At 45.3% G+C, this 24,528-nt stretch carries 21 protein-coding genes, 1 pseudogene and 1 other annotated feature; of the genes and pseudogenes, 19 read left to right on the forward strand and 3 right to left on the reverse strand.

Annotated features, from left to right (window positions below; genetic code table 11):
* The first annotated feature begins 421 nt into the window (after positions 1 to 421).
* A complete protein-coding gene (locus MAMMFC1_RS09785; RefSeq protein ID WP_126308345.1) occupies positions 422 to 1,522 on the forward strand; it encodes a radical SAM/SPASM domain-containing protein in 1,101 nt (366 codons plus the stop codon).
* Positions 1,523 to 1,677: 155 nt separating this feature from the next.
* Here MAMMFC1_RS09785 and speD read toward each other — a convergent pair whose 3' ends face one another.
* Positions 1,678 to 2,130: an adenosylmethionine decarboxylase gene (gene speD / locus MAMMFC1_RS09790; RefSeq protein ID WP_232035755.1), complete on the reverse strand. Its 453-nt coding sequence runs from the start codon at positions 2,128 to 2,130 to the stop codon at positions 1,678 to 1,680.
* A 458-nt stretch (positions 2,131 to 2,588) separates the two neighbouring features.
* Here speD and MAMMFC1_RS09795 point away from each other — a divergent pair, with 458 nt between their 5' ends.
* The 9 genes from MAMMFC1_RS09795 (at position 2,589) to disA (ending at position 13,272) form a co-directional block, all read left to right on the forward strand.
* Entirely contained in the window at positions 2,589 to 3,785 is a 1,197-nt protein-coding gene (locus MAMMFC1_RS09795) for an FprA family A-type flavoprotein (RefSeq protein ID WP_126308347.1), read from the forward strand.
* A 193-nt stretch (positions 3,786 to 3,978) separates the two neighbouring features.
* Positions 3,979 to 4,521 carry a zinc dependent phospholipase C family protein gene (locus MAMMFC1_RS09800; protein WP_126308348.1) on the forward strand — a complete coding sequence of 181 codons (543 nt, stop codon included), beginning with the start codon at positions 3,979 to 3,981 and terminating at the stop codon, positions 4,519 to 4,521.
* 1 nt (position 4,522) lies between these two features.
* The gene (locus MAMMFC1_RS09805) at positions 4,523 to 5,710 is read left to right on the forward strand and encodes a class I SAM-dependent rRNA methyltransferase (protein WP_126308349.1); all 1,188 of its coding nucleotides are present in this window, start codon (positions 4,523 to 4,525) and stop codon (positions 5,708 to 5,710) included.
* A 193-nt stretch (positions 5,711 to 5,903) separates the two neighbouring features.
* The gene (locus MAMMFC1_RS09810; protein ID WP_232035756.1) at positions 5,904 to 6,368 is read left to right on the forward strand and encodes a CtsR family transcriptional regulator; all 465 of its coding nucleotides are present in this window, start codon (positions 5,904 to 5,906) and stop codon (positions 6,366 to 6,368) included.
* A gap of 36 nt (positions 6,369 to 6,404) precedes the next feature.
* Positions 6,405 to 6,968: a UvrB/UvrC motif-containing protein gene (locus MAMMFC1_RS09815; RefSeq protein ID WP_126308351.1), complete on the forward strand. Its 564-nt coding sequence runs from the start codon at positions 6,405 to 6,407 to the stop codon at positions 6,966 to 6,968.
* A gap of 12 nt (positions 6,969 to 6,980) precedes the next feature.
* A complete protein-coding gene (locus tag MAMMFC1_RS09820) occupies positions 6,981 to 8,078 on the forward strand; it encodes a protein arginine kinase (RefSeq protein WP_324332460.1) in 1,098 nt (365 codons plus the stop codon).
* 36 nt (positions 8,079 to 8,114) lie between these two features.
* Positions 8,115 to 10,595 carry an ATP-dependent Clp protease ATP-binding subunit gene (locus tag MAMMFC1_RS09825; RefSeq protein WP_126308352.1) on the forward strand — a complete coding sequence of 827 codons (2,481 nt, stop codon included), beginning with the start codon at positions 8,115 to 8,117 and terminating at the stop codon, positions 10,593 to 10,595.
* Between the two features lie 200 nt (positions 10,596 to 10,795).
* A complete protein-coding gene (gene radA, locus MAMMFC1_RS09830; RefSeq protein WP_126308353.1) occupies positions 10,796 to 12,157 on the forward strand; it encodes a DNA repair protein RadA in 1,362 nt (453 codons plus the stop codon).
* A complete protein-coding gene (gene disA / locus MAMMFC1_RS09835) occupies positions 12,154 to 13,272 on the forward strand; it encodes a DNA integrity scanning diadenylate cyclase DisA (protein WP_126308354.1) in 1,119 nt (372 codons plus the stop codon). Before radA ends, disA begins: the two co-directional genes overlap by 4 nt.
* Before the next feature lie 290 nt (positions 13,273 to 13,562).
* Here disA and spoIIP read toward each other — a convergent pair whose 3' ends face one another.
* Both spoIIP and MAMMFC1_RS09845 read right to left on the reverse strand, forming a co-directional pair.
* Positions 13,563 to 14,726 (reverse strand): stage II sporulation protein P, encoded by a 1,164-nt coding sequence (spoIIP, locus tag MAMMFC1_RS09840; RefSeq protein WP_126308355.1) that lies wholly within the window; start codon positions 14,724 to 14,726, stop codon positions 13,563 to 13,565.
* A gap of 244 nt (positions 14,727 to 14,970) precedes the next feature.
* Complete coding sequence (locus tag MAMMFC1_RS09845) at positions 14,971 to 15,393, reverse strand: nucleoside triphosphate pyrophosphohydrolase family protein (protein ID WP_232035757.1); 423 nt, start codon at positions 15,391 to 15,393, stop codon at positions 14,971 to 14,973.
* Between the two features lie 388 nt (positions 15,394 to 15,781).
* On the opposite strand from MAMMFC1_RS09845, the gene MAMMFC1_RS09850 reads away from it, so the two are divergent.
* The 9 genes and pseudogenes from MAMMFC1_RS09850 to thyX all read left to right on the forward strand — a co-directional run bounded on the left by MAMMFC1_RS09850 (position 15,782) and on the right by thyX (position 24,368).
* A complete protein-coding gene (locus MAMMFC1_RS09850) occupies positions 15,782 to 16,930 on the forward strand; it encodes a PIN/TRAM domain-containing protein (protein WP_232035758.1) in 1,149 nt (382 codons plus the stop codon).
* A 150-nt stretch (positions 16,931 to 17,080) separates the two neighbouring features.
* A pseudogene (ispD, locus tag MAMMFC1_RS23010) lies at positions 17,081 to 17,740 on the forward strand (2-C-methyl-D-erythritol 4-phosphate cytidylyltransferase); the annotation flags it as partial.
* A 48-nt stretch (positions 17,741 to 17,788) separates the two neighbouring features.
* Complete coding sequence (gene ispF, locus MAMMFC1_RS23015; protein WP_232035807.1) at positions 17,789 to 18,283, forward strand: 2-C-methyl-D-erythritol 2,4-cyclodiphosphate synthase; 495 nt, start codon at positions 17,789 to 17,791, stop codon at positions 18,281 to 18,283.
* Positions 18,284 to 18,360: 77 nt separating this feature from the next.
* On the forward strand, positions 18,361 to 18,654 hold the full coding sequence (locus tag MAMMFC1_RS09860; RefSeq protein WP_232035759.1) for a hypothetical protein: 294 nt from the start codon (positions 18,361 to 18,363) through the stop codon (positions 18,652 to 18,654).
* Positions 18,655 to 18,936: 282 nt separating this feature from the next.
* Positions 18,937 to 20,400, forward strand: coding sequence for a glutamate--tRNA ligase (gltX, locus tag MAMMFC1_RS09865; RefSeq protein ID WP_126308358.1), 1,464 nt, complete (start codon positions 18,937 to 18,939; stop codon positions 20,398 to 20,400).
* Between the two features lie 347 nt (positions 20,401 to 20,747).
* Positions 20,748 to 20,957 (forward strand) — a binding site (T-box leader).
* A gap of 62 nt (positions 20,958 to 21,019) precedes the next feature.
* On the forward strand, positions 21,020 to 21,706 hold the full coding sequence (gene cysE, locus MAMMFC1_RS09870) for a serine O-acetyltransferase (protein WP_126308359.1): 687 nt from the start codon (positions 21,020 to 21,022) through the stop codon (positions 21,704 to 21,706).
* A complete protein-coding gene (cysS, locus tag MAMMFC1_RS09875; protein WP_126308360.1) occupies positions 21,687 to 23,138 on the forward strand; it encodes a cysteine--tRNA ligase in 1,452 nt (483 codons plus the stop codon). The genes cysE and cysS overlap by 20 nt, the downstream gene beginning before the upstream one ends.
* Positions 23,128 to 23,610, forward strand: a complete 483-nt coding sequence (locus tag MAMMFC1_RS09880; RefSeq protein ID WP_126308361.1) for a Mini-ribonuclease 3 — start codon at positions 23,128 to 23,130, stop codon at positions 23,608 to 23,610. The genes cysS and MAMMFC1_RS09880 overlap by 11 nt, the downstream gene beginning before the upstream one ends.
* 119 nt (positions 23,611 to 23,729) lie before the next feature.
* Positions 23,730 to 24,368 carry an FAD-dependent thymidylate synthase gene (gene thyX / locus MAMMFC1_RS09885; protein WP_126308362.1) on the forward strand — a complete coding sequence of 213 codons (639 nt, stop codon included), beginning with the start codon at positions 23,730 to 23,732 and terminating at the stop codon, positions 24,366 to 24,368.
* Positions 24,369 to 24,528: the final 160 nt, after the last annotated feature.

Raw genomic sequence — 24,528 nt, forward strand, 5'->3', positions numbered from 1 at the left:
ATATTTTAACATATTCGGAATGCTCTTGCCAGTGTACTTGCACTTGCACCTGCACCTGCGTATGTGAATGTACCTGTCAATGCAAATGTCAGTGCGAAACCCCAGGGTGCATAATAAAAATACCGTTTATATCCCCGGCTGAAAAGATCCTTTTTGGTAGCGGCTTCATGCTCAGGCGAGAAGAATTTGGCGGGTTATTGTTTGACATGAACAAGTTGACATCTTTTATATGTAATTTCGTTGCGTACGAAATATTGTCATACATTAAAGGTAAGGATCTATTGTATGCACATGATTTGATGGCCTTGGTCAATCACATAAAAAACGTATTCGAAGAGGTTCCGGGAGACGCTGAAGATATCGTGCGTCGGTTTATTTGTAGCTGCACCCAACATAGATTCTTGGAAGGAGCAACATCGTAATGGGAAGCATATCGCACCTTTCTTCTCCTATCCATATCTGGTGGGATATTACCCGCCAGTGTAACTTAAGGTGTTTGCATTGTTACTCTTGCGCTTCGCAGCGGTCTGAAACTGAACTCACAACGGAAGAAGTCTTCGGTATCATAGATCAATTGAAAGCTATGAACATAGGGTATGTATACATATTGGGCGGAGAACCCTTGCTGCGTTCGGATTTTGATATCATTTTGGATTATTTCTCCAAAGCGCAGATTCCGTTGATGTTAAACACAAATGGCTGGTTTGTTGACAATCATTGGGCAGAAAAAATATCCGAAAGTTCTGTAAAACAGTTGCGCTTTAGTGTAGACGGCTGTAATGCGGAGACTCATGACGCTCTCCGTCAAAAAAAGGGATCGTTTGAACGGGTTGTAAATGCTATCAAAATTTGCCGTGAAACAAGCATACCTCTTATAAGCTGTTCTTTTACGATTACCAAGCACAATATGCATGAAATACAACCCACAGTGGATCTTCTTGCAAAATTAGGGGTTGATCAGATACAGTTTGGTCCCATCTCCAACACTGGCCGAGCATCCGAACATCCGCAATTACTCCTTGAAGCCAATGACACACAGGGAATAGCTAACATTTTGTCTCAATGTATAAATGATTATGGTGATAAAATATTTATTTACAGTGTTGATGGCATTTATGACAAACCATGCACTCAATGCGTAAAAGAAGGAATGGTAAAACCTATGTTTATGGGATGCCTTGCCGGCAGAACTTGTTGTTGTATTGACTGGGAGGGTAAGGTAATTCCTTGTCTGTTGAAGCGGGAGCCTGTTGCCGGGAGTTTAAGAGAAACCCCGTTTCAAGATATTTGGGACCATGCGCCTGTTTTTAATTATATGCGAAGGCATCGCGGCGCGGAATATCCTGAATGTAATGAATGCATTTATGGCGACGTATGCGCTAGGGAGTGCCCCCTCGCACAAAGTCAGAAAACGTACGGATATCATGAACGCCGTGAGCGCATTCAATCCCTGCCTCTGGAAAACGCAGCTAAACCCGTTTCTTGCTCTTTGACAGGTTATTGCCACAACTCATTGAGATAATAAGCTATAGTGTCGCATTTATGATCTGTATCGTCATTAAATAGAAACATTGATAAAATTCGCCTTTAATAAACGATAAGAAATATTAAAAAAAAATTAAAAGCAATTGGTTGTTATTATAACACAAATTGCTTTTAATTACCAGTTAAATTTTTTTATTTGTGTCTTGCTAGAAATTTTAACACTCTTGCACCGGTATTGCGCACGCTCCGCAGCGGGGCAATGCTTATTTTAACACGTGGACGCATATCCTTTTGTGAGCCAAAATCGCCGCGGAGAATGTTTGTGGTTTTGGTTTTAGCGGGTTTCAAGAAGCGCTTAAGAACAGATACGGCCTTATTAGGGCGAGTGTGATCGCCGCGAGTAAAGACATCTACTGCTGCGTATCCAAGCTCCGGGTAGGTATGGATGCCCATGTGGCTTTCAGCCAATAAGGCCAGGATAGTGAGGCCATGTGGTTCAAACTTGTGGTAGGACAACTCAAGTAGGGTCATATTTGCTTCTTGTGCAGCAGCGAGCAGAGCATTTTTTATATAATCCAGATCGTCGAGGCTTGCAAAACTGCAGCCGTACATATCTACGGTTACGTGTTTACCAATAACCTTCACAATGCATCGTCCCTTCCAAACTCTAATATTCATTATGCTGAATGCGATGGGAAGTATACTATAAGGCGTATATTTTTCGAAAATCGCTTGGGAAAATATACATCAACTATAGGGAACGCATTAGAGAATTGAAATTATATCCGGGTATTTAGGAACGCTTCGACGCTGCCGCTTAACCTTAGCTTATCCTAATACCCGGATATAAATTTTTAATGCGACATATATGGCATAATGAGCGATTATTGGTCAGAAATATAATGAATTATGCGGTTTTCATTATAATTCTCCTCCAAGGAAAAGTAAAGAGTATTTTCGTTATTTTTATGCAAAATATTGTTAACATCTTAAATACTTATATGTGGATTTGTTAAAAAACTTATTTGAAAATAGTATTTCAAAATTAAGCAGGAAAATTATTAGGAGATAGAATATATAAATAAGTATAGGAGGGGTTTAAGATGAATAATATTGAACTGGCGGAAGGCATATATTATGTGGGGGCCGTAGACTGGAATCTCCGGGATTTTCACGGCTATACAACAACACGCGGCGTTACCTATAACGCGTATCTGATTATAGATGAAAAAGTTTGTCTTATCGACAATGTTAAGGCTCCCTTTTCCCAGGAACTAATTGAACGCATTAGTCAAATCGTAGACCCGGCCAAAATTGACTATGTGGTTACAAATCACATTGAGCCTGACCATTCCGGGTCGCTGCCGGCTATCATGGCCAGGGCGCCGCAGGCGAAAGTCATTATAACGGATCACGGGCAAACGGGTATTCAAAAGCATTATCAACAGAACTACGACTTTCGCGTAGTTAAGGAAGGAGATACTTTAAAGCTGGGGCGGCATGAGTTAAAGTTTATTCCTTTGCCGATGCTGCACTGGCCTGATTCCATGGCTACCTATTTGCCGGGAGAACAAATTCTTTTTTCCAATGATGCTTTTGGTCAGCATATTTGCACTACCAAGCGTTTCGATGACGAAAACAACCTCCACGATGAATTGTACGAGGCTGAGAAGTATTATGCCAATATCATAATGCCGTTTGGTAAAATTGTGCTGAAAGCCCTTGAAAAATGCAAGGAACTGCCGATTAAAATGATTGCTCCCAGTCATGGAATCGTGTGGCGGAGTCATATACCTGAAATTCTTGCAAAGTATGCCATGTGGGGCAAGGGCATTAATGTAGCAAAAGTAATAATTGCCTATGACAGTATGTGGGGAAGCACCGAGCAAATGGCCCGCCGGATTTTAGAAGGGGTTGCCGCGGCGGGAGTACAGGGTAGTTTTTATAAAATGGCAGTATCCGACCGGAGTGAGGTGATCAGAGACATCTTAACAGCGGGAGGCTTGCTGATTGGCTCTTCAACCTTAAACAACGGTGTATTGCCGAACATTGCTGCACTTTTACTATATCTGAAGGGGTTAAGACCCGCTAACAAAATAGGGGCTGGTTTTGGCGCCTATGGCTGGGGCGGCGGCGCCCAAGCAACTATCGAAGAATTGCTTGCGAAAGCTGGCGTAGCTGTACAAGAACCGGGTCTAACGCTTAAATGGGTTCCCGACAAGGAGGAGCTTAATAAATGCTTTGAGTTCGGCCTGACTTTTGGCCAGAAAGTACTGGCCAGTATAGCCGAAAAACGTTAGAAGGTTTAAGCGATGTTTGCTAAACGTTTGCGAAACAGCCTCTACGATTTAGAGAGAAAGCGGGTTGCTCGATAAAAGATAAAAGATAGGAGGGCTGAAAAAGCCCTCTATTTACATACTGCCGGCCAAACATTAGCACACTATATACACACTATACTAATTAAGATTAAAGTACTTGGAGGCCGTATTTAGCGTGTTTACCGTACATCACGGATTTTGGATTTATTTTTTTACCAGAAATCATCCGCGGGTTTGGCACTTTGTCTTTGGTTCCATGTTCCCTGACTATGTATATGTAATACTCATTGCCATGGTAATGGTGCAAGGTTTGCTTAATTGGCATGAACTTATTAGCCTTACGCCGGAAATGCTGATGGGACTGGTTGCCCTGCATCCCTGGGCGGCAAGAATTGATCTGATTGGTCATTCGGTGGTGATTTGGCTGATTGTTATGATTGCATGTCTTTTGCTGCCGGGGATTAAACAGTTCAAGGCTTTTGTTGTTGGCTGGGGGTCGCATCTGTTTATTGATGCGATAACGCACGGGGCTTATTCAAACTTTTTTTTATATCCTTTATCGCATCTAACCGTAGAAAGCCCTGTCTCCTATTGGGAACCTGATCACTGGGTGCATGAATATAAACTGGTTAATACTTCATTAATGGCCATTGCTATGGCTTATTTGATTTTCGAATGGTGGCAAAAAAGAAAGAAGCGAGGAAAAATAAAAAAATAAAATGAGATTAGCTGCTAATGTAAATGTATATATTCGGAAGGGCGCTCAGCACCGGGTGGAAAGTGGTCATCCATGGGTTTACCAAAGTGAAATTGACTATGTTGACGGTCAATTTCAACCAGGAGACATTGTTGATGTATATAACTTTCGCCAGCGGTTTATTGGCCGCGGCTACATCAATCCCCGCTCCCAGATTACAGTAAGGATTTTATCCCGCGAGCAGGAAGATATTAACCGGAATTTCTTTAAAAAACGGATTGAGACTGCCTGGCGCTACCGACAAACATTCATAGCGGAGCCGGAATATTGCCGGCTGATTTTTGGGGAAGCCGATTTTTTGCCTGCGCTTATTGTGGACAAATTTGGACAATACATGGTGATGCAAACACTGGCGTTAGGCATCGAAGTTCATAAAGATACCATAGTATCTGTGTTGGAGGAATTATTTGACCCGGCAGGCATATACGAGCGCAACGACGTTCCCGTTCGCAAACTTGAAGGCCTGGAAATGCGCAAGGGTTATATTAAAGGGAAGTTTCCCACTTTAATAACGGTAAAAGAAAATGGGATTCCTTTTTATGCCGACATTGAAAACGGACAAAAAACGGGATTTTTTTATGACCAGCGAGAAAACCGCCTTTTTTTAAAGTATATGGTTCCTGAAGCCGAAGTTTTAGATTGTTTTTGCCATACCGGTTCTTTTGCCATCCACTCGGCTTTATTTGGGGCCAAATCCGTACATTCTATTGATATATCGGAAGATGCAATTTGTTTAGCGCAAAAAAACGCCGCATTAAACAAAGTGGATGACAGGTGCCGGTTTGAGGTGGCTAATGCATTTGATGCTCTACGTACACTAACCGGGGAGCGGCGGCAATATGATGTAGTCATCCTTGATCCCCCCGCTTTTACCAAAAGCCGGGATAGTATTGAAGGCGCAGTCCGTGGATACAAGGAAATCAACCTGCGTGGACTTAAACTCGTCCGTCCGGGCGGCTATCTTATTACCTGCTCTTGTTCTTATCATATGGACAGGGAACTGTTTAAAGCTGTGGTGGTAGATGCCGCTCGTGATGCCAAGCGCGTTATCAGAGAAGTAGAATACCGGACGCAGGCTAAGGATCATCCTATTTTGCCTGCCGCTGGCGAAACAAACTATCTAAAGTTTCTTGTAATTCAGGTCCAGTGATTCAGATGAGGCGTAAGGATTATATAGAAGGTGAAAAATGGCAATAATCAATAGTAATTGGTTTTTTCCATATATATTTGGAAGAAATAGCATATTGCTATTTTTAGATAAGTAAAGTAAAATAAAGTCGAAAAGTCAATTAAAGTCAAATTTGCATTTTGGTTATCTGTTAGCCGGTGACGGGGGTGGAATGGTGAATCAATTTAGTAACCCAAATAATCTTGCCGATATAATTGAGAAATGGATTTTGCGTAAACTTTCAGGACAAGACGGCGAAATTATTATACTTAAGCGTAATGAAATGGCTACTGAACTTGATTGTGCTCCCTCACAAATTAGTTATGTTTTAAGCACGCGGTTTACTTTCGAAAGAGGATTTATTGTGGAGTCGCGGCGCGGTTCAGGCGGATTTGTGAGAGTTGCCCGCGTCCCGGTGCAAAGAAGGGTTTTCGAGGAGGCTGCCGAGCAGATTTCCTCTGATATTACAATGGGTGAGCTTATCAGGCTTGTGGAAAGGCTGCGGGATAACAATCTCATGACAAACCGTGAAGCGGCTTTAATGCTCAAGTGTTTGACCATTCTCTACGAAAGGGTTAAACCAGCGGAGCGTATCCCTTTATTGCGTTCTCTATTGGAAACCCTTGCGGAGCATAATTAAGTCTTAACCAGTCTTAACCAGGGGAGGTCGACATAGATGTTATGCGATGACTGCCAAAAAGAACCGGCTTGTGTGCATATTACCAAGATTTTGAATGGACAGAAAATAGAAAAGCATCTTTGCGAGCAGTGCGCGGCTAATTCGGGAGATGCGGCCATTTCCAGCAGCATAAGTAATTTGTTTGCCAACAAGGTATCCATTCATGATTTTCTTAAAGAGATGTTCCATTATTCTCCATCGGCAGAGGCCGCGCACAAGACTGAAATTTCCTGTTCCCAGTGCGGCATGACCTACCAGGATTTTAGCCGCAGTGGTAAACTGGGATGCGGTACATGCTACCAAACCTTTCGCGAGAATCTGGAACCATTAATTAAAAGAGTGCATGGCACTTGTGGCCATACCGGCAAAATTCCTAAACGAAGCGGACAGTCTCTTGACATAAAACAGCGTATTAAAGCGCTGCGGCAGGAACTGGAAGCGCTGGTTGTCAGGGAAGAATATGAGCAAGCAGCGAAAGTTAGGGATGAAATCCGTATTCTTGAGAAGACGATAGTTGATAAGGATGATAGTCCCCCTGCTTCCCTGGCGGGGGACAGGTAAGGAGGAGTTCCGGTGAGTGAGAACCGAGATATCTTGGGAAGTTTACTGGAGCAGCCATTAAACCCTTGGATGAACGGTGACGGGCCGCCCGGCAATGTGGTTATTTCCAGCCGGATTAGACTGGCGCGTAATCTTTCGGGGCAGCCTTTCCCCAATCAGGCTAATGCTGATCAGATGGCGGCAGTGGTTAGGGAATTAAAAGAAGTAGCCGATGATTTATCCAAGGCGGACGGACATGATTATCTCTTTATTGAATTAAATGAACTACCGCCGTTGACACGCTACATTCTTGTGGAAAAACATATCATCAGTCCTAATCATGCCGTCGAACCGGAAAATAGAGCGCTTATTGTCCGGGATGACGCCGGTGTAAGTATCATGATCAATGAAGAGGACCATTTACGGCTTCAGTGTCTGAAACCAGGACTGGATTTGGAAGCGGCGCTGAGTCAGGCCAACACAATAGACGATATTATTGACTCCAAACATGATATTGCTTTTGCTGAACATTTTGGTTTTTTAACTTCCTGTCCCACCAACCTGGGTACCGGGCTCAGAGCTTCTGTCATGCTGCATCTGCCGGCATTGGCATTAACCAAACAAATAGGACAAATTGTAGCAGTATCCACTCAACTGGGTCTGGCTGTGCGTGGTCTGTACGGGGAAGGCACTGAGGCAGTCGGCAATGTGTTTCAGGTATCAAATCAGGTAACTACCGGGCATAGTGAACAGGAGATTATCGATAATTTGACTGCAGTTGTCAAGCAAATTGTGGATAAGGAGCAAGCGGCGCGATCTTTGTTGATACAAACTGCCAATGATATTTTGCACGATCGGGTGTGGCGAGCTTTTGGCATCTTGCGGTACGCCCGGAGTATCTCCGGTCAGGAAGCTTTGGCCAGGCTGAGTGAAGTACGTCTCGGTATTGATGTGGGAATCATTAAGGAGGCCCGGCCGGAAATTTTTAATGAGTTGTTGGTAACAACCAGGCCAAACTATCTCCAGAGTTTGGCCGGCGACCGGATCTTAGACCAGCTAAGCCGGAATAAACTTCGGGCCGACATTATCCGGGAGAAATTAAAAAAGGGGACAGAAGAAACAGAAGAATAAAAGAATAGGAGAAGAAGAAAATAGGAGGTCATAAAAATGTTTAATCGATTTACTGATCGAGCCCGCAAGGTGTTGGTATTCGCGCAGCAGGAGGCGGCGAGATTTGGTCATGGATATATTGGTACCGAGCATTTGCTTTTAGGCTTGTTGCGGGAAGGTGAGGGAGTTGCCGCCAAAGCTCTTGCTTCCTTGAGTATTGATCTCAATGCCGTACGGGCTCAAGTTGAAGGACTCATGGGCCGTGGCCAGGAGCAAAGTATGGAAATCGGCTATACACCCCGCGCCAAAAAGATAATCGAGTTGGCGATGGAAGAGGCTTTGCGTTTGGGACACAATTACGTAGGTACTGAGCATTTGCTTCTGGGACTGATTCGCGAGGGGGAAGGTGTGGCGGCCCAGGTGCTATCCAGTCTTGGCGTCGACATCAATATAATGCGTCAACGGGTGATTGAAATGCTCGGCGGCTACACTATGTCCGGTCAGACACCCCAGCCCAAAGTCCCAGGCAGTCAGCCGCTTGCCCAAACGAATACCCCATTGTTGGATGAGTTCGGCCGGGATCTGAATAAGTTGTCGACAGAGGGGAAGATTGATCCGGTCATTGGACGGGAAACCGAAATTGAAAGAGTCGTACAAATTCTTCTGCGCCGAACTAAAAACAATCCGGTGCTCATTGGTGAACCGGGAGTTGGCAAAACTGCCATTGCCGAGGGATTGGCCAAGCGCATCGTAGAGGGACAAATCCCCGAAATCTTACGCAATAAAAGGGTAATCTCCTTAAATATGGCTTCCATGGTTGCAGGTACAAAATACCGCGGTGAATTTGAGGAACGCCTGAAAAAGGTCATGGAAGAAATCCGGGAAGCCGGAAATGTAGTTCTATTTATTGATGAGCTCCATACTCTCATCGGGGCTGGAGCTGCCGAGGGCGCAATTGACGCTGCCAATATATTAAAACCCGCCCTTGCCCGGGGAGAAATCCAGGTTATCGGTGCAACAACATTAAACGAGTACAAAAAACATATTGAAAAAGATTCGGCCCTGGAAAGGCGCTTCCAGCCTATCATGGTAGGCGAGCCTACGGCAGAGGATGCAATCCTGATATTGCGGGGGATTCGTGATAAATATGAAGCTTTCCACCGGGCGCAAATTACCGATGAGGCGATTGAAGCGGCAGTAAACTTATCTCACCGCTACATTTCGGACCGGTTTCTGCCGGACAAGGCGATTGATTTGATGGATGAAGCCGCTTCCCGGGTAAGGCTGCAAGCCTTCTCCATTCCGCCGGAAGTTAAGGAAATGGAACAACAATTGGATAAAACCCGCACGGAGAAGGAAGCGGCCATTGCCGCTCAGGAATTCGAACAGGCTGCCGGTCTGCGTGATCAGGAACAGCTGTTTAAGGAACAACTGGATCAAATGCAGAAGCAGTGGAAGCAGCGGGGAAGTGAACGTATTGTAGTAACTGGGGAAGATATCGCCCACGTTGTTGCCGCTTGGACAGGAGTTCCCGTGAAACGGCTGGCTGAAGAGGAATCTGAGCGCCTGTTGAAGCTGGAAGAAATACTGCATAACCGGGTTATTGGCCAGCATCAGGCCGTTCAATCGGTAGCCCGCGCTATGCGCCGTGCCCGGGCCGGCCTCAAAGATCCTAAACGCCCCATTGGCTCATTTATCTTCCTGGGACCGACCGGTGTCGGTAAAACTGAGTTGGCGCGGGCTTTGGCAGAAGCATTATTCGGTGATGAAACTGCCATGATCCGGCTTGATATGTCCGAGTATATGGAGAAACATACTGTTTCCCGGCTGGTGGGAGCACCTCCCGGTTATGTCGGCTATGAAGAAGGGGGACAGTTAACGGACGCTATTCGCCGCAAGCCTTACTCCGTTATCCTTCTGGACGAAATCGAAAAAGCGCATTATGATGTTTTCAACATGCTGCTCCAGGTGCTGGAGGATGGAAGATTAACGGATAGCCAGGGCCGCACGGTGGACTTTAAAAATACTGTGATCATCATGACTTCTAATGTCGGCTCCCAGTATCTTAGAAAGGAATCCGGAACAATGGGTTTCTTAAGAGAGGATAGAGGGGATAAGGACGTTAAAGATGAGGCGGATTATGCGAAGAGACGGGTTATGGAGGAAGTGAAGAAAACCTTTAGACCCGAGTTTCTTAACCGGGTTGATGAAATCATTGTCTTTAGCAGTCTGACAGATGAAGAGCTTAAAAATATTGTAGCGATCATGCTCAAAGATGTAACCAAGCGGCTAATTGAAGCCAATTTGAATTTGGAAGTGACAGACGCCGCTAAAGACGTTCTTTTACAAGAAGGCCGGGATCATGCTTTTGGGGCTCGCCCGCTGCGGAGAGCTATTCAAAAGATGGTAGAAGATGAAATTGCCGAAATGATTATCCGCCAAGACGTAACTGCAAATGATACAGTAATCGTAGATGCTGATGAAACAGGTAAAATAACATTTGTTAAGAAACGGCTTGATTTGTGCCAAGTCCCTTAGGATGCAGGCAGGGATTTAATCGCCATATTCTCCTTAAAATGTCCGTATCGGTTAACAAGTGCCTATAGCAGGAAATTAAACCCTAAAGAGCGAAAAAGCACTCATATATGAGTGCTTTTTCCAGTATTAGGCTTATTTAATTCATTAAGACACCTCAGTTAGCATATAAAATATATAATTTTTTTAAGGGGAAGATACCTTTGACCAAGACTAAGACAAAGTTTGTCTGTCAAGAATGTGGCGCGGATTCTTCCAAGTGGCTGGGACGTTGCCCGGGATGCGGGGCCTGGAACACCATGATCGAGGAGCTGGTGGTGAAAAAAACAGATGCTGCCGGAATACGGCTGTCTGATTCCAAACCGCGTTCTATCAGGGATGTGGATTCAACAGTGACACCGCGGCTGGTAACAGGTGTGAGAGAATTTGACCGGGTTCTTGGCGGGGGAATTGTGCCGGGCGCACTCATTCTAATTGGCGGCGATCCGGGAATTGGCAAATCCACATTATTGCTGCAGGTAGCAGCCGGTGTCAGCGAACAGTATGGGACTGTTCTTTACATTACAGGTGAGGAATCGGCCGCCCAGATTCGAATTAGGGCGGAAAGATTAGGGAAGATAGGTAATAATTTATTGGTTTTTACAGAAAATAATTTAGAGACTATAATTAATGAGGCGGTAAACCAAAAGCCGGCTTTTGTTATCATTGACTCTATTCAAACAATGTACAGCGCCGATATTGCCTCAGCGCCCGGCAGTGTGAGCCAGGTGAGGGAATCAACAGGCAAGCTGCTCAGATTCACCAAAGATAGCGGAATTCCAACGGCTATCATCGGGCACGTTACCAAGGAGGGAAATATTGCCGGTCCACGCCTTTTAGAACATATGGTTGATGTGGTACTGTATTTTGAGGGAGAGCGAAATTACGCTTTCCGTGTATTAAGGGCCATGAAAAACCGGTTTGGCTCCACAAATGAAAGTGGAATTTTTTCGATGGAAGAATCAGGTTTGACTGAAGTGCCTAACCCTTCACGCATTCTCCTGGCGGAACGGCCCCAGGGAGCTCCGGGGTCTGTGGTGTTGGCTTATATGGAGGGGGTCAGACCGTTACTGATTGAAATCCAGGCTTTAGTCAGTACTACCTGTTTCGGCATGCCCCGGCGAATGGCTGTAGGCTTTGATTACAACCGGCTTATCATGTTGATGGCCGTGTTGGAAAAACGGGTCGGCATGATGTTGGCCAACCAAGACGCCTATGTTAATGCCGTTGGCGGATTCAAAGTCATTGAACCTGCGGCGGACTTACCGGTTGCACTGGCAATTGCATCCAGCTTTCGCAATGCTGCCGTGGACCCGGAAACAGTGGTAATGGGCGAGGTTGGTTTAACCGGTGAAGTACGAATGATCAACCGGGCGGAAGTCCGGATTGCGGAAGCAGCTACTTTAGGCTTTAAACGGTTTGTTATTCCCGGTGGCAACTTGACCAACCTGAAGATCTGCCGGCAGGATCTTAGCATAGTTGGGGTGGGAAGTGTCTGCGAAGCTATGGAGGCGGTGTACATATGACAAAAAATCGCGACGAACAAGCTGCACGTCCTGAACGTTCCGAACGAGTGGAACGGCTATGGGACACACGTTTTATCAAGACAATCAAATCACTGGCGCCGGGAACACCGCTGCGTGAAGGTCTCGAGAATGTTTTGAAAGCCAAAATGGGAGCGCTGGTACTGGTGGGTGACAGTCCGCAGGTACTGGAAGTAGTGGATGGCGGCTTCGAGCTCAATTCCGAATATACGCCTTCGGGATTCTATGAACTGGCGAAAATGGATGGCGCTATCGTTTTATCTTCCGACGGCAAACGGATATTGTATGCTAATGCTCAGCTAGTTCCGGAACCGGGCATACCTACGTCCGAGACGGGTACCAGACACCGTACAGCCGAGAGGGTTGCCAAAGAGACAGGGACGTTGGTTATTGGTATTTCGCAAAGAAGGAATATTATTACTTTGTATTTGGGAAACCTCAAATATATGTTAAAAGATATTCCGGTGATTTTGAACCGTGCCAATCAAGCCTTGCAAACGCTGGAAAAGTATAAGTCGGTTTTAATCAAGGGTTTGACCAATTTAAGCGCCCTTGAGTTTGAAGATTTGGTGACACTTTACGATGTGGCCAACGTGCTTATTCGGGCTGAGCAGGTTAACCGTATTGCCACGGAGATAAAGTATAACAGTATTGAATTGGGTACTGAGGGACGCTTGGTTAGTATGCAAATGGAAGAACTGGTGTCCGACGATGATGATGTCGAACTATTAATAAAGGACTACGCTATTCAGTACGATCAGAAGTTTTTTGAAAGTGTTCGCGAGCAGTTAGCCGCCCTGCCGGAGGATAATCTCGAACCTTATCCGGTATGTCGCGTTTTGGGATATGGAGTTAGTCCCAACGCTATGGATATACCGGTTGTACCCCGGGGATTCAGGGTCCTGAGCGAAATACCACGGCTTCCTCTTCAAATTGTCGAAAAACTGGTGATCCATTTTAAAACTCTGCACCGGATTAATAATGCAAACATTGCTGAACTGGATGAAGTAGAGGGAATTGGCGAAGTACGGGCCAAAACAGTAAAAGACGGCCTTAAGCGAGTGCGGGAGCAAGCGCTGATGGACCGTCATTTGTAGTGGGTTTATTCACTTTAAGGGGGGAACTGCTTATAAACCGCCATCTGCTTCGTTGCTCCTGCGGTCCTCACTCCGGCGTACAACCAGTACGCCTCCGTTCCGGTCCTCGTCGCGCCTAGCAGCTAACGATTTCTAAGCAGTTCGTGCAATTGATAAGCTGGCGGATACAAGTTTATTACTCATTAAGAACGTTTTACCACACTCTTCGTTATCTTTCTCTGTGGCCCTCTGTGTCCTCTGTGGTTCCGGTTCCTTTGCCTTATGACATTTTAGTTTTTCAGGATAGTTCGTTATTTACGTTTTCGGCGGGGGCCGAGAAAGTTGGTGAATTCGTATTTGACGAAATTTCTTAGTTTTTGCTTGGCTTCTTTGAGGCTGCCGGTGCTTAAATAGAGATAGACGGCGGCGCCGGCGATAAGGGCGAGTACAATCCAGAGTATGTCATAATAGGCGGGAGACACCGGGTCAGTGGTGGTGAATGAACCAACTGTACCGTCGTCTCCGGGGGGGCTGGCCTGGGCGACTCCGCCGCCGGCGGCGCTATTGAGAAAAGATGGAACTATATCGGCAAATAGGGCGGCGCTTCTTTCCGCCGCCTCGCGATTGCTATATTGGGTGCCGACTTCAATGAGGATATTACGGGGGCTTAAGTCCTGGTTGTAATTTCCGTGAGCAATGAATATGCCCCGGATAAGCCCTTTGTATCTGGCATCCGTTGCGGCTTTAATTTGCCTGGCATAGTTTTGTATTGTAATACGGCTCTGGTTTTGTCGTCCGACCACTAATAGAATCTTCGTTGCTTCTTGCCCGTTAATCGTTGTTCTATAAGCACTGGCCGGTGCACTGTTTCTATGGACGTCAAATAACGCTACCGGCTGATTTTTTAGCATTTTCATTACAGTGCGCCGGGAGCGATGGTAAGCGTTGGCGTCATGCGGGTCATGCAGTGTTTTATTATGATCAACCTGATAGCCAAGTTTTTTGAGCCTTCGGGCAAAGGCATCCCCTACAAGCATAATGCTGCCCTTCCCGCGCTCTGTGGCTCTTCCGTCGGAAGGAATATAAGATTCATCCGTATGAGTATGATATATTCCTATTAGAGGTTTGGGAACTTCGGCTGGAGCAGCTTGAGCCGGTACGTTGTATATAGGGAGAATTGAGGAATAACTGCCGATTACACGAGCTTTGCCTACATTACCTTCCACTGAAATAATTTCGTACAGGGTATCGTCCTCGTTTATAAATTGGTCGCCAGGATAAGCTTGGTGTCCTGTCTGCAGAATAATTTGGCCCTGTTCATCAACAATGGTTGTGTAGCCTGATATCATTTCAGCATCGTTATTGTAAACAGTGTCGCTATCCTGGGCTAAAGGTTCAGCGTATAAATTTCCGGCGGATAATAATACGGAGAGTAGTATGGAGGAATACAATAAAACTGTGCGCAGGTAACTCATGTATCTCACTCCCGCTAAAATCAGTGATCGTAATTTAAAATATTTTCACTTTCACCTTCACTACCTTTAGCATTTAGCATTCCCCGGGAACAAACGATTATGCGGAATAAAAAACAGCAGTCCGGAATGGGACTGCTGAATGCAGTTTAACTATACGGAACGCTTCCGCGCTGTCGCTTAACCTCAGCTTATTCTAATATCCGGATGTCTTCTTTATGCGACATGTAAATCAACTGAAGAATCATCAAGAAAGATGAAAAAATCCAAGGGTAGTGACATTGTTATGCTCTCGCTGCATCACGTCATAAAGATTTAGACCTGTAAGGTTGCAAATTGCCGCTAGGTAGAAAAGACTGTGCCCCAGCTCTTTTGTTAGTATTTCTTTGCATTGTTCACAAGGTTCGCCGTACAGATGGGAAGACATATGGTCCTTTAATTCACTGTAGCTGATATTTTCGGGTAATTGCTGCCTGGCGGCGTCAATCTTGATACAACCACATTCGGTCACAGCCTTAACCAGGGCTCGATTGACCCGGGCGGAAGCCTCTTGGTATTTGGTAACCACATCGAGTACACTGCGGTGGCGGATAAGGTATTTATCTACCGCCGACTGGAAATCCAAACAACATTTGTCTGATTTATCACATTTATTCTTATTATCCATCATTGGGAAAACACCTCGCTTTGCCTTAATTATATAGATAGCCGTAAGTCATTGTCAATCAGATGAAATGCCTATTTTACAGTAATACCCGTAAATAAAAATTGAAAAATAAGATAAGTGAATGAAAGTTGAGCATATAATGAAAGTTGAATTATTGACAACGATAAATAAGCATGCTAAAATATAAAATTTTGACAAATAACATGTTTCATGTTATATTAAGATAATAGCCAAGAAATTAAGAAATATTGTTGCGATGGGAATTTATGTATGATTTTAGAAAAAAACGGGAACAATACTATAAACACATTTCATGTAGATGACAATGTTTATCTGCAAATTTTGTGAAATTTTCTATGGCAAGAGTATAATTTTGAAGGGAGGTGAGCGGGTGTTAGACCAGATCTTACGGTTATTTATCACAGTCTTGGCTGCTGTGGGAGGACTGATGATAACCGATAGGATAATGCCCTTGTTGACAGCGGTAATTAGTGAAGAATTTTTGCGCATCGGTGTTTTCGGGGTGACAATGACCACTATATTATCTTTTATTATTGGCGGCTTAGTCGGCGGCATCCTTGGTTTTCTGGTAGCGCCGTTATTTATCAAACATCTATGGCGGTTTACCTATTGGGTGGAAGTGAAACTCAATAAAATGCCGGTATACGACATAATAGCCGGTGCGCTTGGGCTTGCCATCGGACTCATTATATCGAATTTACTAGGTTCTGCTTTTTTACCTATCCCCATAGTTGGCAAATATGTTCCTTTAATACTAAGTATAATCTTGGGATATCTGGGTATAAACGTCGCCATTCGGAAAAGGGAAGAATTGATTAGCATGTTCTCTTCCTTGCCAAACCTGCCATGGCTCAATAAAGACAATAAAGACGGTAAGGATGGTAAGGATCATGGCAAGGAACAACAACAGGGGGGAGTATCACAGCCGAAGATTTTAGACACAAGCGTGATTATTGACGGGCGTATTGCCGATATCTGCAAAAGTGGCTTTATTGAAGGAACATTGATTATTCCTATTTTCGTTCTGGAGGAATTGCAGCATATTGCTGATTCATCCGATTTGTTAAAACGTAATCGTGGTCGACGCGGACTTGATATTTTAAATCGGATGCAGAAGGAACTGGAGCTGAGCATTCAAATTGATACTTTGGATTTTGAAGATATTGCCGAAGTGGATTCTAAACTCATCAAACTTGGCCAAACACTTAAAGCCAAAATCATTACCAATGACTACAACCTTAATAAGGTTTCTGAGTTGCAAGGGGTTCCTGTTCTCAACATCAATGAACTGTCTAATGCCGTTAAACCGGTGGTGTTGCCAGGTGAAGAAATGACGGTGCACGTTGTGAAGGACGGGAAAGAGTTCGGCCAAGGCGTTGCCTATCTTGATGACGGAACCATGATTGTTGTTGACGGCGGCAAAAAACATATTGGTGAAACGGTAGGCGTACTTGTAACTTCGGTTCTTCAGACCGCTGCCGGCAGAATGATTTTTGCCAAGCCTAAAGTAATGGCCTAATATGGATTTTATTTAACTTAAAATGCCTATAAGTCTTAACGGCTTGTAGGCATTTTACACGTTTTACGAAAATAATATCAGTACCTTTTTAAATTGAATAGCCTTTGTCCGGCAAAGGCTGTTCAATAAGCTGGAGGTGGGGAAAAACGAGTGGTTACTGCGATAATTACTGCCGCCGGGCAAGGAAGGCGCATGGGAGCCGGCTTTAATAAAGTCCTGATGCCGTTGGGAGAGCATCCGGTTTTGGTACATACATTATCAGCTGTGGCTGCCTGCGCAGATGTCAACAGAATGGTAGTCACGGCGGCTGCAGATGAAATAGAAGCAGTCAAGAGCCTGATTGTTAGACAAGGATTACAGGCTGTTTGTCAAGTTGTTGCCGGCGGCAATGAACGACAATATTCCATCGACAATGCTCTTAGTCTCATACCGGAAGATGAGGATATAATTTTGGTTCATGACGGAGCCCGGCCTTTAATTGACCCGCAATTGATCAAGGAGGTAATTGCGGCGGCGCTCGTATATCAGGCGGCAGTTTTGGCTGTGCCGGTAAAAGACACAATAAAGACGGTGAATAACGAAAAATATGTTACTGATACTCTTGAGCGAAGCAAGCTGTGGGCTATTCAAACTCCGCAGGCTTTTCACGGCCGATTGTTGAAAGAGGCCTACTGTAAGGCTAAGCAGGAAGAATATCTGGGAACAGATGACGCTTCGCTGGTGGAGCGGATAGGGATTCCTGTAAAAATTGTGGCCGGAAGCTATAGGAATATAAAGATTACAACGCCGGAGGATTTAATTGTTGCCGACGCACTCTTAAATGCAGGACAAAGCCCTAAGAAGGAAGCTCATAATAGGATGCAATCTGTCCGGGTGGGCATAGGTTATGATGTTCACCGTCTGACTACAGGACGTAAACTTATTCTGGGCGGGGTGGAAATTCCTCACACTCATGGACTGGAAGGCCATTCTGATGCTGATGTGCTGCTTCATGCGATAAAAGACGCCCTTTTGGGCGCTGCTGCCCTGGGTGATATTGGCCGGCACTTCCCGGATAGCGACGATCAATATAAGGGTGCCTCCAGTCTTGCACTCCTGGAAAAAGTAAGAAACATATTATTCATTGAGGGCTATCGGATAATTAACATCGATGCGACGATTGTGGCGCAACAACCCAAACTTGCTCCCTACATGCCGGCCATGAATATAAATGTGGCTTCGGTTCTTAATATGGGCGCCGGCCAAGTAAATATCAAAGCTACAACTACCGAGGGGTTAGGATTTGCCGGCCGGCGGGAAGGCATTGCCGCTTATGCCACAGTTTCAATCATCCGCGGATCAAGTTTACTGTGATTAGTTTTGTGCATAAAAGCTTTTCTTTCACACATATTATGAATAAGCTATATTAAAAATTATTTTGGAGGTTTTTTATGCAGAGACAAACTTGGCTAAAAGTGACTATGCTGGTGGTTGCGTTTGTGCTTGTGCTGTCGCTGTTAAGTCCAGGGTATGCTAAAGCCGCCGACTTTACATTTAATATAAATATTGTCAGACAAAGCGACGGCAGTACGTGCGGTGAATTGTGGTTAAAAGACGGGCTCTTATGGCGGGTGGCTATATTACCTGACGGGGCCAGGCCTGTATCAAGGGGAACGGCCACTTCCAACACCACATTGATTATTCCCGATATTATCAAAGGTATGTTTGTGATCAAATTTGAATAACAAATTAGTAGTAGCTTAGTAGTATTTAAAATAAATGCGGCACTTTTTGTGCCGCATTTATTTTAAATACTGAGATTCGAGATTCGCAAAGGCAATACATTGCGTCAAAAGGAATGACGCAATAGACTAGACTTCCTTTGCATGTATCCTTATAATCTGATAGAATATACAATGATTAGCATATGTTGGCGGTTTTTTATATAAGCCGTCATTCTGTCATTTTATCATTCTATCATTCTATCATTCTATCATTGCCGAGTTTAACGGAAGGAGTAACTATATATGAATGAAGACCAACTTAGAGTTCGTTTCGCACCGAGTCCAACCGGACCTTTTCACATAGGTGGAGCCCGTTCGGCCTTATTTAACTGGCTTTTGGCCAAAAAGTACGGTGGAAAACTCATACTTCGCATTGAAGATACCGACCTGGAACGTTCGACGAAAGAATCGGAGGAAAACATCAAGGAAGCGTTGCGTTGGCTGGGGATTACCTGGGACGAAGGTATAGATGTGGGAGGTCCTTACGGTCCTTACCGTCAGACTGAGCGTCTTGACATTTACCGGCATTACACAGAGAAGCTTCTAGAATCAGGGCAAGCTTTTCATTGTTATTGCAGCGAGGAAGAATTGGAAGCCGAGCGTCAGGAGCAAATGGATAAAGGGGAAACACCCCGGTACATGGGCCGCTGCCGGAACTTAAGCCCGGAGGATAAACAACGCTTGGCGGCAGAAGGGCGTAAGCCAACTGTAAGGTTTAAAGTCCCGGAAAACAAACAGATCGTCTTTAAAGATCTGGTGCGGGATACGGTAAGCTTTGACTCCAACGGTATCGGCGATTTCGTCATTGTTAAGTCCGACGGCATTCCCGTGTATAACTATGCTGTTGTGCTGGATGACGCTTTGATGCGAATCAGTCACGTTATCAGAGCAGAGGAGCATCTCTCCAATACGCCTCGGCAAATCCTTCTCTATGAAGCTCTTGGCCTAGCTGTGCCGCAGTTTGGTCACATATCGCTTATCCTTGGGAAGGACCGGACCAAAATGAGTAAGCGCCATGGGGCAACTTCTGTTGATCAGTATCGGAACCAGGGTTATTTGTCTGAGGCCATTGTGAACTTTCTCGCTCTTCTCGGTTGGGCTCCTGCCGGGGAACAAGAGATATTTTCCCGTGAGGAACTTATAAACGAATTTTCTATGGACCGGGTGGCCAAAAATCCGGCAGTCTTTGATATTGACAAATTAAACTGGCTTAACGCTCATTATATGAAACAAGCCAGTCCGGAACTGGTAACCGAGCTGGCTTTGCCTCATCTCAAGGCAGCAGGTTACGTACAGGATGACATCTCGGGTGAAAAAAAAGATTGGTTAATTAAGGTCATGGCAGAAATAAAGGATTACCTTAGTTATGCCGCTCAGGCCGTCGATCATGTGGATGTATTCTTCAATGACCACATCACCTTCGAAAGCGAAGAAGCCAGGGAAGTCATGCGGGATGCGGATATACCCAGAGTCATGGAAGCGTTTAAAGTGAGGCTTCTTGCCCTCGACCCGCTGGAATCTGCCGGTGTACAAGCCATTTTAAAAAGTATTACGAAAGAACTTAAGCTAGGCGGCAAAAAAGTATACATGCCTGTCCGAATTGCCATTACCGGCAAAATGCACGGGCCGGAACTTATTAATTTGATTCCCCTTCTTGGCAAAGAACGCACCCTGGCCCGAATGGAAAGGATGCTGGCCCAAGTTTAACCAAATTATTAATCATTATTGACATGTTTAAGCCGCCTTGCGTATAATATTTATACAAAAACCCAAATAATGACTCGGAAATCCGATTATTTTATGTAACTAAGTAACTGCCCAGGTTATCTATCGCCACGAACTGCTTAGAAATCGTCAGATACCGTTGCATATGAAAAAAGCTTATTGCAACGAGTTTGCTAATTACGGTTCTACTACTATCATAGTCAGACCGTCTAGGCGCGACGAGGACCGGAATGGAGGCGTACTGGTTGTACGCCGGAGTGAGGACCGCAGGAGCAACAACGCAGATGGCGGTTTATAAGCAGTTCCCGACTTAATGTGAATAACATAGACTAAATGCGATGAACAGGAATAGTACGCGGATTACTTCCCCTTCAGAGAGGCGCTGTCAAAGGCTGAAAACGGCGCCGGGCTAGGTCCGCCGAAGTGCGCCTGGGAGCAGGATGGCTGAAAGGTTATCCCGGCAGGCTGCCGTTACCGGCTGAAAAAGCAGGGGTTTTATAACTCAAACAGAGTGGGACCGCGGAACCACCGTCTCTGTAGGAGACGGTGGTCATTTTATATTTTCTCTGCCTGTGGAATATTTCAAGGAGGATAAATACCAATGCTTAATCGTCTTAGAAAAGATATTAAGGTAGTATTTGAACGGGACCCTGCGGCCAAAAGCGTAGTGGAAGTACTTTTATGCTATCCCGGACTCCATGCCATCTGGCTGCATCGAATCGCTCACTGGCTGTTTAACAGGGGCTGGGTGCTTGTGCCACGCATGATCAATTATTTTAACCGGATTTTAACCGGTGTGGACATTCACCCCGGTGCAACCATCGGCGAAGGACTATTTATTGATCATGCTACCGGTGTGGTAATCGGTGAAACCTGTATTATCGGTGACAATGTAACATTGTATCAGGGAGTTACCCTTGGCGGTACAGGTAAAGAGAAAGGTAAGCGGCATCCCACAATCGGCAACAATGTGGTTGTTGCCAGCGGCGCCAAAGTTCTTGGATCGTTCAAAGTAGGCGACAATTCGAAAATTGGCGCCGGCTCCGTAGTGTTGCGGGAAGTGCCACCCAACTCAACTGTCGTAGGTATACCGGGTAAAATAGTATGGCATGACGGGAAAAAAGTAAACCGCTATGAAGACGCGGATGCGATTGATTTAGAGCATGACGACCTGCCGGATCCAATGGCGGAAATGATGCTTTGTATGCAGCGTAACATAGCCCGTTTAGAAGGAAGAGTGGCCCAACTGGAAAAGGAGTTGAAAAACCGTGAACTTAAGGGTGTATAATACACTAACCAGGCAGAAAGAGGAGTTCGTTTCTCTGGAGCCCGGCAAAATAAAAATGTATGTATGCGGTGTAACCCCTTACAACCACCCGCATATTGGCAACGCCAGACCGTTTATTACCTGGGATGCTATTCGCCGTTATCTGGAGTACAAAGGTTTTGCAGTATGTTACGTACAAAATTTTACCGACGTAGACGATAAAATAATTAATGCCGCCAATGGGGAAAAAGTAACCTGGGACGTAATTGCCAACCGCTATATTGCCTCCTATTTCGAGGTAATGGACAAATTGAATATTCGCCGCGCCCATTTTTACCCCCGGGTATCCGAACATATGGCAGATATTATCAACATGGTTGCAACACTGATTGATAAAGGCTTTGCTTATGAAGTAGACGGCGATGTGTACTATAGTGTCGAAAAGTTTCCCGGTTACGGCAAGTTAAGCGGACGCAGCCTGGAAGATATGAAAGCCGGGGCTAGAATCGACGTTGATGAACGGAAAAAACATCCGATGGATTTTGCGCTGTGGAAAAGCGCCAAGCCTGGTGAACCTTCATGGAAAAGCCCCTGGGGGGCCGGTCGGCCCGGCTGGCACATCGAATGCTCGGTCATGTCTTATAAATATCTTGGCAGCAGTTTTGATTTTCACGGCGGCGGCAGTGACCTTATTTTTCCTCATCATGAAAACGAAATCGCTCAGTCCGAAGCCTTCACCGGGGAAGAGCCCTTTGTCCGGTACTGGCTGCATAACGGCTTTATCACTGTGAATGAAGAGAAAATGAGTAAATCTTTGGGCAACTTTTTCTTAGTAAAAGATATATTAGAACACTTCCGGCCGGAGATTCTCCGCTTCTTCATCTTGTCTACCCATTATCGCAGCCCGCTCGATTTCAGTGATGAGCGGCTGCAGGAAGCCGGACGAAGTCTGGAACGATTGAAAACGGCGCAGGAAAACTTAAAGCATTTGATTGGTATGGGTGAAGGACAAGGAGAGGGTCAGGACGCAACAATTTTAAGTGATGCTGCAACCGGCGCCCTCAAAGATTTCACCGAAGCCATGGATGATGATTTTAATACCGCGCTGGCGATCAGTGCCCAGTTCGGTTTGGCGCGGGAAATTAATATTTACCACGGTAAAGTAGCGGGCGGCAAGGTTAAAGCCGATAGTCAAGCGATTGTTGCTGCCCGTCAGGCATTTACTACTATGGCTGATATTCTGGGAATTCTGGCAGAAGATAATAGTGGCTCAAAGGACGAAGATGCCCGCCTGGTGGAGCAACTGATGGAAATTATCATTGACATTCGACAGGAAGCACGCAAGAAAAAAGATTGGGCTGCAGCCGACAGTATTCGGGACCGGCTGGCGGAGATCGGCATCATCCTGGAAGATTCTCCGCAAGGAGTAAGGTGGAAAAAACGTGAAGTTTGATCACTTCCGGTCGTTAGTAGAAAATATGTTTTCCCCAGCGGCTGAAGGAGGCGCTCCGCCGGCAAGATTTGACCATCTTTCGGCGGAGCGCCTGCACCCGCTTGTTCTGGCTTATATCGGCGATGCCTATTTTACCTTGTACGTTCGTACGCGATTACTTGCCTATGAACAGAATAAAGTACGGGTGTTACATACTTTTGACGCGCGAATGGTTTCGGCGGTAATGCAGGCTAAAGCCCTAAAGGCACTGGAAGACATGCTGACGGAAGAGGAACGGAGTATTGTGCGGCGTGGCCGCAACACCAAGTCAACTGTGCCTAAAAGCGCTTCGATCGGCGAATATCGTTATAGCACAGGCTTCGAAGCGTTGCTGGGATTTTTGTTTCTGCAGGAAAAACATGAGCGTTTGTCGGAAATCGCCGGACAAGCTTTTGTTCATATTTCCCGGGAAATGACAATTGCCGATAAATAGATGACAAAAAGTATATAAAGTGAATAATTCCAATGGGCAGGGGGCGGAGTGGAAAAGTTACGGCGCATTAAACAGCAAAGTGGGATTTGCCCCCAAAATAATATAAGGAGTGGCATGTTGTGGAAGTTAAACTTATATCAAAAACACCGGACTATCTAAAAACCATTTGGGTTGCGGCTCGAACCTGCTATAGCCCTTTATCGCCTGTCGAACTTATCGACCAGACCCCGACTGAGGAAGAAATGTTACGATTAATAAAACATGTTTTGTCCAATAAACATTTAAGTGTTGTGGAACATTGCCATATGACTTTTGCAGTTAAACGGGTTTCCCGTACACTTCTTGCCCAATACAGCCGTCATCGTATCGGGGTTAGTCTGTCGGTTCAAAGCCAAAGATACGTTTCGGAACAATCATCACAAAACCCGGACGGTCTGTTTGAATTTATCATACCCCAAACCGTTGCTGACAACGAAGTAACCAAGGAAAAATTTATGGTTGCCATGAGGAAGGCGCAGGAGGCATATGACCAACTGTTGGCAGCCGGCGTGACTAAGGAGGATGCCCGGTTTGTCCTGCCGGGAAGTGCTGGCACAAACTTTGTGACTTCACTCAACTTGCGATCTTTCCTGGATCTTTATCAAAAACGGGTGCTTACCCATGGGGCCCAATGGGAAATCAGGAATATGATAATAAAAATGAGTGAGCTTTTGCTTGCAGTAGAGCCATGGCTGCAGAAATTTATACCTAAAGAATAATAAGAATAATAAGAATGATAAAATGATGTTTATTATGTTGGAGGTTGACGTAGGAGTATATCCGGCAGGACAACTGTGTGCCGGTGTATGGCAGGAATAAGCCGGTTTTTGTAGAACTATGTTAATTACGCTAATTGTATCAGGGAAAGTGACAGGAAAG

This window comes from Methylomusa anaerophila, assembly GCF_003966895.1.
GTDB lineage: Bacteria > Bacillota > Negativicutes > Sporomusales > Sporomusaceae > Methylomusa > Methylomusa anaerophila.

Bases quoted from the DNA above. Each gene is read 5' to 3' on its own strand.
- ispF (WP_232035807.1), top strand. From the start codon at position 17,789: ATGCAATCTGTCCGGGTGGGCATAGGTTATGATGTTCACCGTCTGACT.
- disA (WP_126308354.1), top strand. From the start codon at position 12,154: ATGACAAAAAATCGCGACGAACAAGCTGCACGTCCTGAACGTTCCGAA.
- MAMMFC1_RS09815 (WP_126308351.1), top strand. From the start codon at position 6,405: ATGTTATGCGATGACTGCCAAAAAGAACCGGCTTGTGTGCATATTACC.
- gltX (WP_126308358.1), top strand. From the start codon at position 18,937: ATGAATGAAGACCAACTTAGAGTTCGTTTCGCACCGAGTCCAACCGGA.
- MAMMFC1_RS09805 (WP_126308349.1), top strand. From the start codon at position 4,523: ATGAGATTAGCTGCTAATGTAAATGTATATATTCGGAAGGGCGCTCAG.
- spoIIP (WP_126308355.1), bottom strand. From the start codon at position 14,726: ATGAGTTACCTGCGCACAGTTTTATTGTATTCCTCCATACTACTCTCC.
- MAMMFC1_RS09845 (WP_232035757.1), bottom strand. From the start codon at position 15,393: ATGATGGATAATAAGAATAAATGTGATAAATCAGACAAATGTTGTTTG.
- MAMMFC1_RS09785 (WP_126308345.1), top strand. From the start codon at position 422: ATGGGAAGCATATCGCACCTTTCTTCTCCTATCCATATCTGGTGGGAT.
- cysE (WP_126308359.1), top strand. From the start codon at position 21,020: ATGCTTAATCGTCTTAGAAAAGATATTAAGGTAGTATTTGAACGGGAC.
- MAMMFC1_RS09795 (WP_126308347.1), top strand. From the start codon at position 2,589: ATGAATAATATTGAACTGGCGGAAGGCATATATTATGTGGGGGCCGTA.
- MAMMFC1_RS09825 (WP_126308352.1), top strand. From the start codon at position 8,115: ATGTTTAATCGATTTACTGATCGAGCCCGCAAGGTGTTGGTATTCGCG.
- MAMMFC1_RS09860 (WP_232035759.1), top strand. From the start codon at position 18,361: ATGCAGAGACAAACTTGGCTAAAAGTGACTATGCTGGTGGTTGCGTTT.